This is a genomic window from Marmoricola sp. OAE513, assembly GCF_040546585.1.
Taxonomy (GTDB): domain Bacteria; phylum Actinomycetota; class Actinomycetes; order Propionibacteriales; family Nocardioidaceae; genus Marmoricola.
This window is the reverse complement of sequence record NZ_JBEPOC010000001.1, coordinates 759,706-775,026: the sequence shown is the minus strand read 5'-3', so window position 1 is coordinate 775,026 and position 15,321 is coordinate 759,706. Positions and strand designations below refer to the sequence as shown.

Annotated in this window: 15 protein-coding genes; 11 read left to right on the top strand and 4 right to left on the bottom strand. The window is 70.9% G+C overall.

The features are described from left to right. Nucleotides 1–3: 3 nt before the first annotated feature. Genes ABIE44_RS03760 through ABIE44_RS03750 form a run of 3 tightly spaced genes read left to right on the top strand, consistent with a single transcriptional unit; the run spans nucleotide 4 to nucleotide 2,815 of the window. Entirely contained in the window at nucleotides 4–501 is a 498-nt protein-coding gene (locus tag ABIE44_RS03760) for a class III extradiol ring-cleavage dioxygenase family protein (protein WP_354437822.1), read from the top strand. 5 nt (nucleotides 502–506) lie between these two features. After that, nucleotides 507–1,154: a dihydrofolate reductase family protein gene (locus ABIE44_RS03755; RefSeq protein WP_354437821.1), complete on the top strand. Its 648-nt coding sequence runs from the start codon at nucleotides 507–509 to the stop codon at nucleotides 1,152–1,154. Beyond that, nucleotides 1,151–2,815: a GMC oxidoreductase gene (locus ABIE44_RS03750; RefSeq protein WP_209721932.1), complete on the top strand. Its 1,665-nt coding sequence runs from the start codon at nucleotides 1,151–1,153 to the stop codon at nucleotides 2,813–2,815. Before ABIE44_RS03755 ends, ABIE44_RS03750 begins: the two co-directional genes overlap by 4 nt. Before the next feature lie 3 nt (nucleotides 2,816–2,818). Here ABIE44_RS03750 and ABIE44_RS03745 read toward each other — a convergent pair whose 3' ends face one another. After that, entirely contained in the window at nucleotides 2,819–3,985 is a 1,167-nt protein-coding gene (locus tag ABIE44_RS03745) for an acyl-CoA dehydrogenase family protein (RefSeq protein ID WP_209721935.1), read from the bottom strand. Nucleotides 3,986–4,091: 106 nt separating this feature from the next. Between ABIE44_RS03745 and ABIE44_RS03740 the strand changes: the two genes are divergently transcribed. After that, nucleotides 4,092–4,805: a winged helix-turn-helix transcriptional regulator gene (locus ABIE44_RS03740; protein ID WP_209721939.1), complete on the top strand. Its 714-nt coding sequence runs from the start codon at nucleotides 4,092–4,094 to the stop codon at nucleotides 4,803–4,805. A gap of 4 nt (nucleotides 4,806–4,809) precedes the next feature. Here ABIE44_RS03740 and ABIE44_RS03735 read toward each other — a convergent pair whose 3' ends face one another. Next, nucleotides 4,810–5,739, bottom strand: a complete 930-nt coding sequence (locus ABIE44_RS03735) for an MBL fold metallo-hydrolase (RefSeq protein WP_209721942.1) — start codon at nucleotides 5,737–5,739, stop codon at nucleotides 4,810–4,812. Between the two features lie 10 nt (nucleotides 5,740–5,749). Next, nucleotides 5,750–6,577: an adenylate/guanylate cyclase domain-containing protein gene (locus tag ABIE44_RS03730; protein ID WP_209721944.1), complete on the bottom strand. Its 828-nt coding sequence runs from the start codon at nucleotides 6,575–6,577 to the stop codon at nucleotides 5,750–5,752. Nucleotides 6,578–6,656: 79 nt separating this feature from the next. On the opposite strand from ABIE44_RS03730, the gene ABIE44_RS03725 reads away from it, so the two are divergent. From ABIE44_RS03725 to ABIE44_RS03705, 5 genes are all read left to right on the top strand, one after another. Then, nucleotides 6,657–7,088: a Zn-ribbon domain-containing OB-fold protein gene (locus ABIE44_RS03725; protein WP_209721954.1), complete on the top strand. Its 432-nt coding sequence runs from the start codon at nucleotides 6,657–6,659 to the stop codon at nucleotides 7,086–7,088. Next, nucleotides 7,085–8,287: a lipid-transfer protein gene (locus ABIE44_RS03720; RefSeq protein ID WP_209721957.1), complete on the top strand. Its 1,203-nt coding sequence runs from the start codon at nucleotides 7,085–7,087 to the stop codon at nucleotides 8,285–8,287. The genes ABIE44_RS03725 and ABIE44_RS03720 overlap by 4 nt, the downstream gene beginning before the upstream one ends. Before the next feature lie 79 nt (nucleotides 8,288–8,366). Further along, a complete protein-coding gene (locus tag ABIE44_RS03715) occupies nucleotides 8,367–8,849 on the top strand; it encodes a hypothetical protein (RefSeq protein WP_209721959.1) in 483 nt (160 codons plus the stop codon). Between the two features lie 30 nt (nucleotides 8,850–8,879). Beyond that, nucleotides 8,880–10,400 carry a YncE family protein gene (locus ABIE44_RS03710; RefSeq protein WP_209721960.1) on the top strand — a complete coding sequence of 507 codons (1,521 nt, stop codon included), beginning with the start codon at nucleotides 8,880–8,882 and terminating at the stop codon, nucleotides 10,398–10,400. 87 nt (nucleotides 10,401–10,487) lie between these two features. Then, entirely contained in the window at nucleotides 10,488–11,117 is a 630-nt protein-coding gene (locus ABIE44_RS03705) for a hypothetical protein (protein ID WP_354437820.1), read from the top strand. Nucleotides 11,118–11,286: 169 nt separating this feature from the next. Here ABIE44_RS03705 and ABIE44_RS03700 read toward each other — a convergent pair whose 3' ends face one another. Beyond that, the gene (locus ABIE44_RS03700; RefSeq protein WP_209721970.1) at nucleotides 11,287–11,679 is read right to left on the bottom strand and encodes a YchJ family protein; all 393 of its coding nucleotides are present in this window, start codon (nucleotides 11,677–11,679) and stop codon (nucleotides 11,287–11,289) included. Nucleotides 11,680–11,721: 42 nt separating this feature from the next. On the opposite strand from ABIE44_RS03700, the gene ABIE44_RS03695 reads away from it, so the two are divergent. Further along, nucleotides 11,722–13,149, top strand: a complete 1,428-nt coding sequence (locus ABIE44_RS03695) for a MoxR family ATPase (protein ID WP_209721971.1) — start codon at nucleotides 11,722–11,724, stop codon at nucleotides 13,147–13,149. Further along, nucleotides 13,142–15,223 (top strand): VWA domain-containing protein, encoded by a 2,082-nt coding sequence (locus ABIE44_RS03690; protein WP_209721972.1) that lies wholly within the window; start codon nucleotides 13,142–13,144, stop codon nucleotides 15,221–15,223. Before ABIE44_RS03695 ends, ABIE44_RS03690 begins: the two co-directional genes overlap by 8 nt. Nucleotides 15,224–15,321: the final 98 nt, after the last annotated feature.

Here is a 15,321-nt window from a genome sequence, read left to right as displayed (position 1 = left end):
GTGGTGCCCTCGACCCTGGCCCTGCTGCCGCGGTACGCCAGCACCGAGGACCCGATCGCCGACCTCCGGGCGGCCGTCGGCGACGCCGTCGCGTGGCTGGTCGAGGACGGGCCGGTGGCCGCCGTCGCCGCGACCCCGTCGGCCCAGAAGGTCGCCGACCACCTGGTCGCGCCGGCCGCGCACACGGTGCCCGGGCTGCTCCTGGTGGCGAACGGGTCGGCCACCCGTACCGAGAAGGCCCCCGGTCACCTCGACGAGCGGGCCGAGGCTTTCGACGCCGCGATCGGCGCGGCCCTGGCGGCCGGCGACCTGGAGGCTCTCGGTGCGATCGACCTCGAGCTGGCCGGCGAGCTGTGGGCCCCGGACGCGGTGGCGCTGGTGTCGCTCGGGAGGCGGTTGGTCAGCCAGGGAGTCCGTGTCACCGGGGTGAGCGTCGACTACGACGACGCGCCGTACGGCGTCCAGTACTGGGTGGTGAGGTGGCAGTGCGAGTCCTCCTAGACGCCTTGTCCTCCTCGAGCGAGGAGCTCGCCGAGCTCTACCGGCCGCCGCGGTTGCCGTGGCTGCGGGTCAACATGGTCTCGACGCTCGACGGCGCCGCCACCGGCGAGTCCGGCCAGAGCGGCTCGATCAACAACCAGGCCGACAAGGCGGTCTTCGACGCCTTGCGCGCCCAGGCGGACGCGATCATCGTCGGGGCCGGCACGGCACGGACCGAGAACTACCGGGTCGCCGACGTCCCGCTGGTGCTGGTCTCGCGCTCCGCCCAGGTGCCCGAGCAGCTGCTCGAGGCTCCGGCGGGCAAGGTCCTGGTGGCGACCTGCGCGTCGTCGTCCGGGCTCGCGCACGCCCGCGAGCTGCTCGGTGACGACCAGGTCGTCGTGGTGGGGGAGACGGAGGTCGACCTCGCCGCGCTCAAGGCCGCTCTGGTCGACCGCGGTCACCTCAACCTGCTCAGCGAGGGCGGGCCGCACCTGCTCCGCGACCTCGTCGCCTCCGGGGCTGCCGACGAGCTCTGCCTGACGACGGTGCCTCGCCTGATCGGGGGCTCCCACCCGCGGATCCTCGGGGGCGACCCGGTCGGTGCCGACCTCGAGCTCGCGCTCCTGCTGGAGGACGACGGCACCCTGCTCGCTCGCTGGTTCGTGGCATGACGCACTACGACGTCCTCGTCATCGGGTCCGGGTTCGGTGGCAGTGTCAGTGCGCTCCGGTTGAGCGAGAAGGGGTACACGGTCGGGGTTCTCGAGGCCGGTCGGCGCTGGGACCCCGAGGACTTCCCGGACACCAGCAAGGACCCGCGCCAGCTCGTCTGGCTGCCGCGGCTGAAGATGACCGGGACGATGCGGATCAGTCCGATCGGCACCTGCACCGTGGTCAGCGCCGCGGCCGTCGGAGGTGGCTCGATCATCTACGGCAACACCCTCTACGAGCCGCTCGAGGAGTTCTGGACCGATCCCCAGTGGGCGCACATCACCGACTGGAAGGCCGAGCTGGCGCCGTACTACGACCAGGCCAAGCGCATGCTGGGCGCGGAGCAGAACCCGCGGACCAGCGCTGCCGACGACCTGCTCCTCGACGTCGCGCGCGACCTCGGGGTGGCCGACACCTTCCACCGCACCCAGGTCGGCGTCTTCTTCGGTGAGCCCGGCCGGACCGTGCCGGACCCGTTCTTCGGCGGTGCCGGTCCGGACCGCACCGGCTGCACCTTCTGCGCCCGGTGCTTCTCGGGCTGCCCGGTCAACGCCAAGAACACCCTGCTCACCAACTACCTGTACCTGGCCGAGTCGGCCGGTGCTCAGGTGCACGAGCTCACCACCGTCACTGACGTCCGGCCGTTGCCGGACGGCGGGTACGAGGTCACCGCGTCGCGGTCCGACGGCTGGTTGCGGCGGGGACGCCGCACCTTCACCGCCGACCAGGTGATCTTCTCGGCAGCTGCCCTCGGCACCCAGAAGCTGCTGCACCGGCTGAAGCAGACGGGCGCCCTGCCGCACCTGTCGGACCGCTTGGGCGAGCTGTCCCGGACGAACTCCGAGGCCGGTCTGATGGCGATGAGCCGGACCCGGAGGGACATGGCCGACGGTGTCGCGATCAGCGCGTCGATCCATCCCGAGCCGCACACGCACGTCGAGATCTGCCGCTACGGCCCCGGGCAGGACGCCCTGCTGTCCAGCAGCGCGCCGCTGATCGACGGCGGCCCGCGGCGTCCGCTGCGGCTGCTCGGCCAGCTGCTGCGGCACCCGCTGACCCAACTGCGGCTGATGACGATGAAGCAGAAGGCCGAGGGCTCGGCGTTCATCCTGGTGATGCAGTCGTTGAACAACTCCGTCACCTCCTACCTCGAGCGGGGTCGGTTCGGGTGGAGGTTCCGAACCCGGCAGGGGATCGGCGAGCCGAACCCGGACTGGATCCCGATCGCGCACCGGATCACCCGGTCGTTCGCGGCGAAGATGGACGGTGAGCCGCGCGGCTCGATGGCTGATCCCTTCAACCAGCCGGTGACCGCGCACTACCTCGGCGGGGCGGTCATCGGCCTGACTCCGGCCGACGGGGTGATCGATCCCTACCAGCGCGTCTTCGGGCACCCGGGCCTGCACGTCGTCGACGGGTCGGCGGTCTCGGCCAACCTCGGGGTCAACCCGTCGCTGACCATCACCGCCCAGTCCGAGCGCGCGGTGGCGCTGTGGCCGAACAAGGGCGAACCGGACCCTAGACCGACGGTCGGGGAGCCGTACGTCCGGCTGGACCCGGTCCCGCCGCGCCGTCCGGTCGTTCCGGTCGGCGCGCCGGGGGAGCTCCGGATCGGTGGCTGAGGCTCAGACGGTGTCGGCGGGCAGACCGAGCGCCAGCCGGCCCGCGTGGACGAGGGTGTCCTCCGGGCTCAGCGGGTGGAACTTGGCTGCGCGGATGTCGCGGTAGGCGCGCTCGATCGGCGAACCCTTGAAGAACGCCGGACCGCCCGCGACCTCCATCGCCAGGTCGCAGACCTCGACCCCCGCCAGCGCGATCTCGCGCTTGGCCGTCATCACCGCTGCCACCGTCTCCAGCGACGGTGCCGGGTCGTCCCCGACGGCGCGCAGTGCCCCTTCCAGGGCCCAGCCGGCCACCTGCAGGCGGTTCGCCATCAGGCCGACCTGCCGCTGGACCAGGGGGTCCTCGCCGCGGTGGCCGGCGAAGGCCAGCGATGCCTGGTACGCCGACTCGGCGACCCCGAGGTAGACCGCCGAGACGATCGGGAAGGCAACGCTGGAGATCACCTGCAGCGGCGCGTCGATGACGCCGTACGGGCGGTCGGCGAGCACCTTGTCCTCGGGCACGAAGACGTCGGTGACCTGGAGGTCGTTGCTGGCGGTGCCGCGCATGCCCAGGGTGTTCCAGTTGTCCGCCACGGTGATGCCCTCGGCGGCGATCGGCACGGCCATGTTCAGCACCCGCCGGCCGCGCTCGGGGTCGTCGTAGGTGAACATCGTCGACATCACCGTGCCGACCTCGGACTGGCTGGCGAACCGCTTGGTGCCGGAGACCCGGTAGCCGCCGTCGACCTTGACGGCCTCGCCCCGCGGCTGGGTGTAGTCGCCGCCGCCGGTCGAGACGAGCACGATGCCCTCCTCGGCGACGCGGCGCAGGGTGGCCTCCGCGCCGGGCAGACCGCGGCGGTACCGCCACGCGGTGAACGCCACCACGTGCTGGTGCATCGAGCTGGCCAGCGCGGTGGAACCGCAGTGGTGGGCCAGCTCGCGCTGCAGCGCGGCGAGGTCCGCGATGGTGGCGCCGTCCCCGCCGAGCTCGGTCGGTACGGCGGCACGGAGCAGGCCGGCCTCACGCAGGGCTGCGTGCGACTCGGTCACGAAGGTGCCGTCGGCGTCGTGGCGGACGGCGTGCTCGGTCAGGGTCGGCGCCAGGGCGCGAGCCCGCTGGACAAGGGTGTCGGCGGTGCTCTCGCTGGTGGACGCGCTCGGGGGGATCTCGGTCATCGTGGTCATGTACCGAGGCTGCTCCTGCGACCAGGCCCCGGATAGTCCAAGAAAACGACCTGGCCGGTCCAGATTCGGGACTTCCGGTCGGGTGGGGTCGGTGGGAGCATCAGTCATGCCCGAATACGGACGCTACTGCCCGGTCGCCCTGGCCAGCGAGGTCATCGCGGACCGGTGGACCCCCTTGATCCTCCGGGAGCTCATCCTCGGGAACACCCGCTTCAACGACATCGCTCGCGGTATGCCGGGGATCTCCCGGTCGCTCCTGGTCGCCCGGCTCCGGCACCTGGAGAAGAACGGCGTGATCGCGACCTACCCGTCCCCGACCGGGAAGGGCAGCGAGTACCACCTGACGCCGGCCGGCAAGGACCTCGAGCGGGTCATCGACAGCTTCGGTCGCTGGGCGATCGAGTGGCTCTTCGACGAGCTCCGCCCGCACGACGTCGACCCGGTCACGCTGACCTGGTGGATGCACCGCCGGATCGCTGCGGACCGGTTGCCCCCGGTCCGGACCGTCCTGGAGTTCCGGCACGTCGGCGCCGAGCAGGAGGTCATCTGGCTGGTCCTGGAGCGCGGCGAGGCGTCGGTCTGCATCCAGCACCCCGGCTACGAGGTCGACCTGCGGGTCACCGCCACGACGGCGGAGCTCGCTGACGTGTTCCAGGGGTACCGGCACTGGGACGAGGCGGTCAAGGAGGGCCGGATCGTCGTCGACGGGCTGCCGCGCCTGGCCCGGGCGCTGCCGACCTGGTTCGAGTGGAGTCCCTGGGTGGAGGTCACCCACGAACGGGCGCACCGCCCGGTCGAGGTGCGCGCCGAGGTGCGCTGAGGGTTCAGGCCCAGGGGTTCTCGCGTTCCCACACCGTCGGGAACGAGAGGGCGACGCCGTCACGCGTCGCCAGCCGGGTGAGCACCCGCATCGTCACGTCCAGGTCGTCACCGGCGTACGGGAGGGCGCGCAGCTGCTTGTCGCCGGGGTGCATCGGCAACGGCCGGAAGAAGTCGTCCCAGTGCGTCAGGACGGCGCGGCGGGCACCGACGGTGCGCACGGTCTGGTCCCAGTAGGTCTCGATGTAGGTCTCGCTCTGGAGGCCGAGTTGGCCGACGCCGAGGTACGCGACCTCCGCGCTGCGCCCGGTCAACGCACCCTCGACGAAGCCGGCGCTGCCCTGGACCAGCGCACTCGGCCCGCTGCGGTGCCCGACCAGGATCGACCAGGCTTCCCCGCAGCGGTAGGCGCCCGCGCGCACCGGCGGTACCACCGGCGTCGTGATCTCACCGGGGTAGCGGTCGGGCGGGCAGTGGTGGGACTCGACCAGGGTCAGGGTCCAGGCGCCGAGCTCGATCGGCTCCCCGGGCTGCGCCACCGTGATCCGGTCGGCGGGCAGCCGGGCGCCCCGGCCGACGTTCGCGGTCGAGGACCCGCCGATCAGCCGGGCCCCGGTGCGGTGGGCGACGACGCCGGAGTCCATGGCGTGGTCGAAGTGGCTGTGCACCGGCACGACGGCCTCGACCGGACGACCGCCCAGCGCCCGGTGCAGGCAGGCGTCGATCCGACCGACGTCGGGACGCATCTTGCTCAGCAGCACCTCGAGCATCGGCGGACGGCTGAAGAAGCCGTCGGTCAGCACCGCGGACTCACCGTCGTCGAGGAGCAGCGTGCTGACGCCGAGGAAGGTCACGGACAGGTCGCCCTCGGCCGCGGGGACGTCGAACCGGTCGGCGTACGCCGTGATGTCCGGGCGTCCGGGCTTCAACCTCACGGTGCTGTCCTCATCGTCGGCCGTCCACGTGGAACAGCTCGTGCTCGCCGTCGAAGCCCTTGAGCTCCACGGCCTCGGCCGGGGTGAACCCGAAGACGTCCTCGGTGGAGCTGACGATGTCGCCGGTGACCAGGATCTCGCCGCCCTGGGCCTGGCCGGCGACCCGTGCCGCCAGGGCCACGTTCTGGCCGAAGTAGTCGCCGCCGCGCTCGATGGCGGTCCCGGTGTGCATCCCGATCCGGATCCTGATCGGCGTACGCCGCAGCTCGCGGCTCCGGTTCCAGCTGGCGTTGAGTGCCCGCTGGATGTCCAGAGCGGCCGCGATCGCCAGCTCGGGTGTCGTGAAGACGACCATGTGCCCGTCGCCGAACGACTTCACGATCAGGCCGCGGTACTTCTCGACGTAGGTCTCGACGAGGCGGTCGTGCGCGGTGAGGACCTTGAGCCAGCGGGAGTCGCCCAGCTGGTTGTTGAGCGCCGTGGAGTTCTCGATGTCGGAGAAGAAGATCGTGACGGTGCCGTCCTCGTCCGCGATCCGACCGATCGCGGTGCGCTGGTCGGCGGCCCAGCGGTTGAAGTCCTCCAACGTGCTGACCAGCATCCCGCCGACACCCTGCTCCCGGACCCGGCTGACCGCCTCGAAGACCGAGCGGACGGCGGTGCCGGCGGTGAGCACGGCCCGCTGGGTGGGGTTCTCCGGGGGCGGGGGTGGGACCCGCAGGTTGGCCTCGGCGAGCTCGGCGGAGGTCCGGCGCCAAGCCATCACGGCCGCGGCGAGCGCGCCGGTCACGACCACCAGGGCGGCCCCCAGGATCCAGACCAGTGTCGTCGCCTCCACGCGTGAACTCTGGCACACGCGGATGACGCCCGGGTTACCGCGTGAGATAGTGAGAACCTGTTCTAGTTTGGGAGGACCCATGACCGCCACCCCGGCCATCGAGGGCTGGTTCACCGACGGGGCCGAGCCTGCACTGCTCGGCTCGAAGTGCACGACCTGCTCGACGGTGTTCTTCCCGAAGACCTCCGGTTACTGCAAGAACCCCGCCTGCGACGGCGAGGAGTTCGCGGACACCGAGCTCTCCCGGACGGGTCGGATCTGGTCCTACACCGACGCGCAGTACCAGCCGCCGCCGCCGTACATCCCCGCCAGCGACCCGTACGTGCCGTTCGCGCTGGCCGCGGTCGAGCTCCCCGAGGGCCTCGTGATCCTCGGCCAGGTCGCCGACGGCTTCGGCGTGAAGGACATCAAGGTCGGTGACGAGGTCGAGCTCGTCGTCGAGACGCTGTACACCGACGAGACCGGGGAGCGTACGACGTGGCGCTGGCGCCCGACGGGAGTGGACGCATGAGCAACGACATCGCCATCGCCGGGGTGGGTATGCACCCCTGGGGCAAGTGGGGCAAGAACTTCGTCGAGTACGGCGTCGTCGCCGCCCGCGCGGCCCTCGCCGACGCCGGCATCCCGTGGACCGACGTCGACCTGGTCGTCGGCGGCGAGACCGTGCGCAACGGGTACGGCGGCTACGTCGCGGGAGCAACGTTCGCCCAGGCTCTCGGCTGGAACGGCGCCCGCGTCGCCACGTCGTACGCCGCCTGCGCCACCGGCGCTCAGGCGCTGGACACCGCTCGTGCCCGGATCCTGGCCGGCCTGTCGGAGGTCGCGCTGGTCGTCGGGGCCGACACCACCCCGAAGGGGTTCCTGGCCCCGAACGCGGGCGAGCGCTGGGACGACCCGGACTGGCTGCGCTTCCGCCTCATGGGCATGACCAACCCGGGGTACTTCGCGCTCTACGCACGGCGCCGGATGGACCTGTACGGCGCGACCAGCGAGGACTTCGCGCAGGTGAAGGTCAAGAACTCCCGGCACGGCCTGAGCAACCCGAACGCGCGCTACCGCAAGGAGGTCGCTGCGGCAGACGTCCTGGCCAGCGCGATCGTGTCGGACCCGCTTCACCTGCTCGACATCTGCGCGACCTCCGACGGCGCGGCGGCGGTCGTCGTGTGCTCGGTGGAGTACGCCCAGAAGCTCGCGCAGCAGCGCGGGTCCGGTGACCTCGTGAAGATCAAGGCGATCAGCACGGTCACCCCGACCTTCCCGAACACCGTCATCGACATGCCGCTGATGTCCACCGACTCCTCGGCCGTGGCCGGGGTGCCGGAGCGGACCTTCAAGGAGTCGATCGGCGACGCGGCGTACGAGGAGGCGGGCATCTCGCCCGAGGACGTCGACGTGGCAGAGGTCTACGACCTGTCCACCGCGCTCGAGCTGGACTGGATCGAGGACCTCTCGCTGTGCAAGCGCGGCGAGGCCGAGCAGCTGCTCCGGGCCGGGGACACCACCATCGGTGGTCGGATCCCGGTCAACCCCTCAGGCGGTCTGGCGTGCTTCGGTGAGGCCGTCCCCGCGCAGGCGCTGGCCCAGGTCTGCGAGCTCACCTGGCAGCTGCGCGGCCAGGCCGAGGGCCGTCAGGTCGAGGGAGCCCGCGTCGGGATCACCGCCAACCAGGGTCTGTTCGGTCACGGCTCGTCGGTGATCGTCGCGCGCTGAGCGTGACGATTCGGGCGTTCGGGTCGTTGGACCTGCTGTGCGACGTACAGGTACTCCCGCCCGCGCGCTGGGCCCCGTCTTGGGCCCCGCGCTGGGTCTCGCGCTCTGCCTCGTTCTGGGCGGCCTCGGCCTGACCGCGGCGTACGCCGACGACGGTCCGTCGGGGCACGGGTCGCCCGGCGACCCGTTCGGTGGCCAGAGCATCCCGCCGGGGCCGGTCTACATCCTGACTCCGGGGGCGAGCCCGGGCACGGGCCTGCCGGCGACCAGCGACCCCGACGACGTCGAGAAGCAGATCCAGGAGGACATCGAGAAGAACCGGACGGCCTCGGTCACACCGGGAGCACCGTCGGGGACACCGACGTCCTCCGGCACGCCCGTCACCGGCTCGGAGGAGGACGTCGACGGCTCCCCGGGGACCGCTGGTGCAGCGGACGCGGTCGCGGAGAAGACCGACGCCGACGGCTCCAGGACCTGGGTGATCGTGGTCGGCGCACTGCTCGCGATCGTCGTCGCGGGTGGGGCTGCCCGGGTGGTCCAGGTGCGACGCCGGTCGGCGTGACCGCACCGCGCGCTGCTCGTTGATGCAGGTATGCGTCGTACTGCTGCCCTCACCCTGTTCGCCTTCCTGGCTGCCGCCCTCGTCGCCGACGTCGAGGCCGGGCCGCGCAAGGCCTCGGCCGCGGGAGCGGTGCCCCTGCGCGACGTCATGCTCGTCGGCAACAACTGGGCCGGCACGGCGACCGTCGTCGACGCCCGGACCCACAAGCTCCTCAAGACGGGGATCAACTTCGTCCCGGACGCCTCCCAGGAGATCGCCGACATCCGGAAGAAGCCCGACCAGCTCGCGTTCTACTACCTGATCCAGCAGGGTCCCGGCGAGGGCCACGACCAGTACGTCGACGACATGTTCACCACCAACGACGGGAAGTACGTCGCGGTCTCGCGCCCCAGCTTCGCGGACGTGGTCTGGATCGACCTGGCCAAGGCGGCAGCCGCGGGCCCGGCAGGCAGCGTCAGCAGCATCGTCCGCGAGCAGCAGATGGACGGCTACCGGACCGACCACATGGGGGTTTCCCCGGACGGCCGGCGGCTGCTGGTCAGCGACTCCACCGAGAACCAGGTGATCGAGTACTCGATGGTCGACGAGGTCGTCGGTGGCAAGACCATCAAGATGGGCGACCGGCTCCGCAGCTTCGAGTCCGGGGAGACCCCGCACGAGAACAACTTCTCACCCGACGGCTCGCTGATCTACCACGCCTCGATCGGCAAGGTGTACCTGCCGGGCGACCAGCACTCGCTGGGCCCGGTCAAGATCGGTCCGCTCCACGACGCCATCAAGGGCGACCGCTGGTACGAGATCGTCGACAACACCGACTTCTCCATCAAGCACCGCTGGGACATGGGCAAGGAGCTCGAGGAGGCCGGCCACCCGGGGATGAGCTCGGCCGTCCGTCCGATGGCGGTCGCACCGGGAGGACGGTTCATCTACTTCCAGGTCTCCTACTTCCACGGCATCGTCGAGTTCGACACCCAGGCGGCCGACCTGGACGGCAAGGTCACCTACAAGGCGGGCACGATCCCCGAGCCGCGCACGGGCGCCGTCACCCGGCTGATCGACCTGCCCAACCGCGTGCCGAAGATGCCGCTGGAGGAGTACGTGAACGACTCCGCCCACCACGGTCTCGCGATCAACGGCGCGGGCACGACCCTGTGCGCGGCGGGCACGATGGACGACTACGTCGCCTTCGTCGACCGCGCGACCGGGACCCACCGGATCTTCGACAAGGCGACCACCGGTCACGACTACCTCAAGCCGTACTGGACGACCGAGGGTCTGGAGGACACCTGCTGGGTCTCGCTGTCGGACTCGGACGCGGTCGCGGTCATCGACTTCGCAACCGGCGAGGAGCTTGCGTTCCTGCCCGTGGGCGACCACCCGCAGCGGGTCCGGCACGGCTACGTCCCGGAGTCCGTGGTGAGCACCTGGGCTCCCGTCGAGCCGGGGCCGATCGGTGGCCCGAACGGCGGTGGCAAGGGCCTGATCAACACGGTCAGCGCTCTCCTGGGCGGGGTCATCGCGCTGCTGAACCCGGTGCTTCCGGTACGGTGACGCCCGAACGGCTCGACGAGCCCAACACGTGCGGGGAGGCGGACGGTGCTGCTCGGTCCCCGCGTGTCCCGACGGGCGCGGTCCGCGGTGCTGGTGCTTGTTCTGCTGCTCGGCGCGGTCGTCCTCACCAGCTGCTCGCGAGTCCCGAAGGACGCCACCAAGGAGGACTTCTGCACGGCTGGTGAGAAGTTCTCGGCGCTCCAGAAGGTGCCGTTCTCCGAAGGTCAGAAGGCCGTGGACCGGCTGGCTGACATCGGGACCCCGAAGGACATCGACGACTCCGCCCGGGACGGGTTCACCGAGCTGATCGACCGGATGAACGACTCCGACGACGCTGCGGACTTCATCCGGCGTACCCGGACGATGACCGACGACGAGCGCAAGCACCTGCTCGCGCTCGACACCTACATCCAGGGCACCTGCAGCGACCGGCTGCCGGCGACCGCGTCGCGCAGCGCCTTCTGCGCGCCGGGCAAGGACATCCCGGCGCTGAACAAGGCGACCTACGAGGCGGCCAGGACGACGGTGGCGTCGCTGATGCAGGTCGGGACGCCGAACGACATCCCCGCCGGTGCCCGGCTGGCCACCATCGAGCTGATCGACCGGATGAACGCCTCGAAGGACGCCGACGACTTCGCCGAGGCCACCCGCACGATGAACGACGCCGAGCGCAGCCACTACAAGGCGCTGGTCGCCTACGCCCGCAAGACCTGCTGATCCCCGGGCGACCGTTCCGGTGGACATGCACCCCGGACGCTCACATCCCGGGGTCGATTCCTCAGTTTGAGCCTCGGCGGTTCAGAACCAGGACTGGCAACGCGGGTTGTGGACCTCGCAGGCTCAAAAGTCGATGAGGGGCTCGGGTTCTGGACCCCGTCGGGTCGGCTCAGGTGTCGCGGGTGTCGCCCTCGACGTAGACCCAGCGACCGCCGCGTACCTCGAACCGGCTGCGCTCGTGCAGGGCACCGGTCTGGTCGTTCCAGGTCCAGTGCGCCCGGAACTCCACGACTCCGTCGGTGTCCTCCTGCACGACGTCGACCACCTCCAGGCCGGTCCACACCAGGTTCTCGTCGGGGGTGAGGTCGAGCGGCCGGGTGCGGGGGTGCCAGGTCCGGAACAGGTGGTCGGAGGCTCCCACGACGTACGCGCTGTAGCGCGAGCGCATCAGCTCCTCCACCCCGTCGGCAGCGCGCTCGTTGCGGTGCAGCGGACCGCAGCAGGCGTCGTAGGGGAGGCCCGATCCGCACGGACACGCAGAGGCCGGGCCGAGCACAGACATATTCGGGAGGTTAGCGTCACCGGGAGTGAGTAGCCTGCAAAGGTGACTTCGAACTCCTCTCCCACCCCTGCTCCGGCTGCTGCGACCGTCGGAGAGCTCCGCGCCACCGGGCACGTCCACCTGACCCTGCGTGAGGAGCTGCGCGGCAACCTCCTCGCGGCGCTGGCGTCCGGTCGGGACCCGTGGCCCGGGTTGCACGGCTTCGAGAGCACCGTCATCCCGCAGGTCGAGCGCGCCATCATCGCCGGACACGACATCGTCCTGCTCGGTGAGCGCGGGCAGGGCAAGACCAGGTTGCTGCGCACGCTGGTGGGTCTCCTGGACGAGTGGACCCCGGTGATCTCCGGGTCCGAGCTCGGCGAGCACCCGTACGACCCGATCACCTTCTCCTCGAAGGCGGCCGCGGCGCAGTACGGCGACGACCTGCGGATCAGCTGGCGCCACCGCGACGAGCGGTACGCCGAGAAGCTCGCCACCCCCGACACCAGCGTTGCCGACCTGATCGGCGACGTCGACCCGATGAAGGTGGCCGAGGGTCGCTCGCTGGGCGACCCGGAGACGATCCACTTCGGCCTGATCCCGCGCAGCCACCGCGGCATCGTCGCGATCAACGAGCTGCCCGACCTCGCCGAGCGGATCCAGGTTGCGATGCTCAACGTGATGGAGGAGCGCGACATCCAGATCCGCGGCTACGTGCTCCGTCTCCCGCTGGACCTCCTGGTCGTGGCCAGCGCCAACCCCGAGGACTACACCAACCGCGGTCGGATCATCACCCCGCTCAAGGACCGCTTCGGCGCGGAGATCCGGACGCACTACCCGATCGACATCGCCGACGAGATCGCCGTCATCCGACAGGAGGCCGACCTCGTCGCCGACGTGCCCGACCACCTCGTCGAGATCCTCGCCCGGTTCACCCGTGCACTGCGCAGCAGCCAGTCGGTCGACCAGCGCTCCGGCGTGAGCGCCCGGTTCGCGATCGCCGGTGCCGAGACGATCGCGGCAGCCGCACTGCACCGCGCGACCGCCCAGGGCGAGCCCGAGGCCGTGGCCCGGGTCGTCGACCTGCAGACGGCCGTCGACGTGCTCGGCGGCAAGATCGAGTTCGAGTCCGGGGAGGAGGGTCGCGAGGACGAGATCCTCACGCACCTGCTCCGGACCGCCACGGCAGAGGCCGTCCGCGGCCACCTCGGCGGCCTCGACCTCGGGTTGCTGGTGGAGACCCTCGAGCAGGACGGCGTCGCGGTGACCACCGGTGAGCAGGTCACCGCCGCCGACTTCCTGGCCAGCCTGCCGGCACTGCCCCCCACCGAGGCCAGCGAGTCCGACCTCTACGACCAGATCGCCAGCAGGCTGGGTGCGACCAACGACGGCCGGCGCGCGGGTGCGATCGAGCTGGCCCTCGAAGGCCTCTACCTGGCGCGCAAGGTCGCCAAGGACGAGGAAGACGGAGGCACGGTCTACCGTGGCTGACGGCCGTTCGCGCAGGCGTCGCTCCCGGTACTCGCGCTACGCGGGAGGACCTGACCCGCTCGCGCCGCCGGTCGACCTCGCGGAGGCGCTGGAGTACATCGGGGACGACGTCATGGCCGGCTACTCCCCGGAGCGTGCGATGCGGGAGTTCCTGCGCCGTGGTGGTTCGGAGGGGCGGGGGCTCGACGAGCTCGCTCGCGAGGTCGCCCGCAAGCGACAGGAGCTGCTGAGCAAGCACTCGCTGGACGGGACGCTCCAGGAGGTCCGCGACCTGCTCGACAAGGCGGTCCTGGCCGAGCGGCAGCAGCTCGCCCGCGACGTCACCATGGACGACGGCGACCGGGCCTTCCGCGAGATGCAGATGGAGGGCCTGCCGTCCTCGACCGCTGCCGCTGTGAGCGAGCTGGCCCAGTACGACTGGCAGAGCGCCGAGGCGCGCGAGAACTACGAGAAGATCAAGGACCTGCTCGGGCGCGAGCTGCTCGACCAACGCTTCCAGGGCATGAAGCAGGCGATGGAGGGAGCGACCGAGCAGGACCGCCAGGCGATCAACGAGATGCTCGAGGACCTGAACGAGCTGCTCGAGAAGAACCGCCAGGGGATCGACACCCCTGAGGACTTCGCAGACTTCATGGACAAGCACGGCGACTTCTTCCCGGAGAACCCGCGGAACATCGACGAGCTGATGGACGCCCTGGCCCAGCGCTCGGCCGCGGCCCAGCGGATGCTCAACTCGATGACCCCCGAGCAGCGGCAGGAGCTGATGGAGCTCTCCGCCCAGGCGTTCGGCTCGCCCGCGCTCATGGAGAGCCTGAACCGCCTCGACGCGAACCTGCAGGCACTGCGCCCCGGGGAGGACTGGGGCGGCTCCGCGGAGTTCAGCGGGGAGCCGGGGAGCTCCACCGGCCTCGGACTCGGCGACGGCACCGGCGTGCTCCAGGACCTTGCCGAGCTCGACGACCTGGCCGACCAGCTCTCCCAGTCCTACGGCGGGGCGCGGATGGACGACCTCGACCTGGACAAGCTCGCCCGTCAGCTCGGCGACCAAGCGGCGGTCGACGCGCGCACGCTCCAGGACCTCGAGCGCGCGCTGCGCGACTCGGGCTACCTCAAGCGCACCTCGGACGGCCAGCTCCGACTCTCGCCCAAGGCGATGCGCCAGCTCGGCAAGGCGCTGCTCAAGGACGTCGCGACCCGGATCTCCGGGCGTCAGGGGCAGCGCGACCTGCGCCAGGCCGGCGCGGCGGGGGAGCGCAGCGGATCCTCGCGCGAGTGGGCATTCGGTGACACCGAGCCGTGGGACATCCCGCGGACGGTGCTCAACGCCGTACGGCGGCGAGCGGAGTCTGCCGGTGATCGAGCCGAGTCGAGATCAGGTCGCCTCTTCGAGATGTCCGACATCGAGGTCCACGAGACCGAGGCCCGCACCCAGGCCGCCGTCGCGCTCCTCGTCGACACGTCGTTCTCGATGGCGATGGACGGACGCTGGGTCCCGATGAAGCGCACGGCGCTGGCCCTGCACCAGCTGGTCAGCAGCCGGTTCCGCGGCGACCACCTCCAGCTGATCGGCTTCGGTCGGCACGCCGAGGTGATGGAGATCGAGCAGCTCACCGCACTCGACTCGATGTGGGCCAAGGGCACCAACCTGCACCACGGGCTGCTGCTCGCCAACCGGCACTTCCGCAAGCACCCGAACGCGCAACCGGTGCTGCTGATCGTCACCGACGGCGAACCGACGTCGCACCTGGAGCCCGACGGCCAGGTCTTCTTCTCCTACCCGCCGCACCCGGTCACGATCGCGAACAGCGTCCGCGAGCTCGACAACGCCGGTCGGCTGGGGGCGCAGGTGACGTTCTTCCGGCTGGGGGAGGACCCGGGTCTCGCCCGGTTCATCGACCAGATGGCGAAGCGTGTCGACGGGCGGGTCGTCGCGCCGGAGCTCGATGACCTAGGAGCTGCGGTCGTGGGGAGCTACCTGGGGTCCCGCGGAGGCGGACGCCCGTCGTCCGACGACTTCGGGATGGGCGGGTTCCCCGGTTTCTACGGCGGCAACCGAGGCTTCTGGGTCGGCTGACGTTCCCGGTCGTCGAGGCCCCGGTCGTCGAGCCTCCCGGTCGCCGAGCCTGCCGAGACGTGGCGACCTACGGAGCTTGCCGCACCACATCTCGACAA

What these genes read in the sequence shown, in the direction of transcription:
- ABIE44_RS03750 (WP_209721932.1), top strand. Translation starts at nt 1,151, where the DNA reads ATGACGCACTACGACGTCCTCGTCATCGGGTCCGGGTTCGGTGGCAGT.
- ABIE44_RS03745 (WP_209721935.1), bottom strand. Translation starts at nt 3,985, where the DNA reads ATGACCACGATGACCGAGATCCCCCCGAGCGCGTCCACCAGCGAGAGC.
- ABIE44_RS03740 (WP_209721939.1), top strand. Translation starts at nt 4,092, where the DNA reads ATGCCCGAATACGGACGCTACTGCCCGGTCGCCCTGGCCAGCGAGGTC.
- ABIE44_RS03725 (WP_209721954.1), top strand. Translation starts at nt 6,657, where the DNA reads ATGACCGCCACCCCGGCCATCGAGGGCTGGTTCACCGACGGGGCCGAG.
- ABIE44_RS03720 (WP_209721957.1), top strand. Translation starts at nt 7,085, where the DNA reads ATGAGCAACGACATCGCCATCGCCGGGGTGGGTATGCACCCCTGGGGC.
- ABIE44_RS03710 (WP_209721960.1), top strand. Translation starts at nt 8,880, where the DNA reads ATGCGTCGTACTGCTGCCCTCACCCTGTTCGCCTTCCTGGCTGCCGCC.
- ABIE44_RS03700 (WP_209721970.1), bottom strand. Translation starts at nt 11,679, where the DNA reads ATGTCTGTGCTCGGCCCGGCCTCTGCGTGTCCGTGCGGATCGGGCCTC.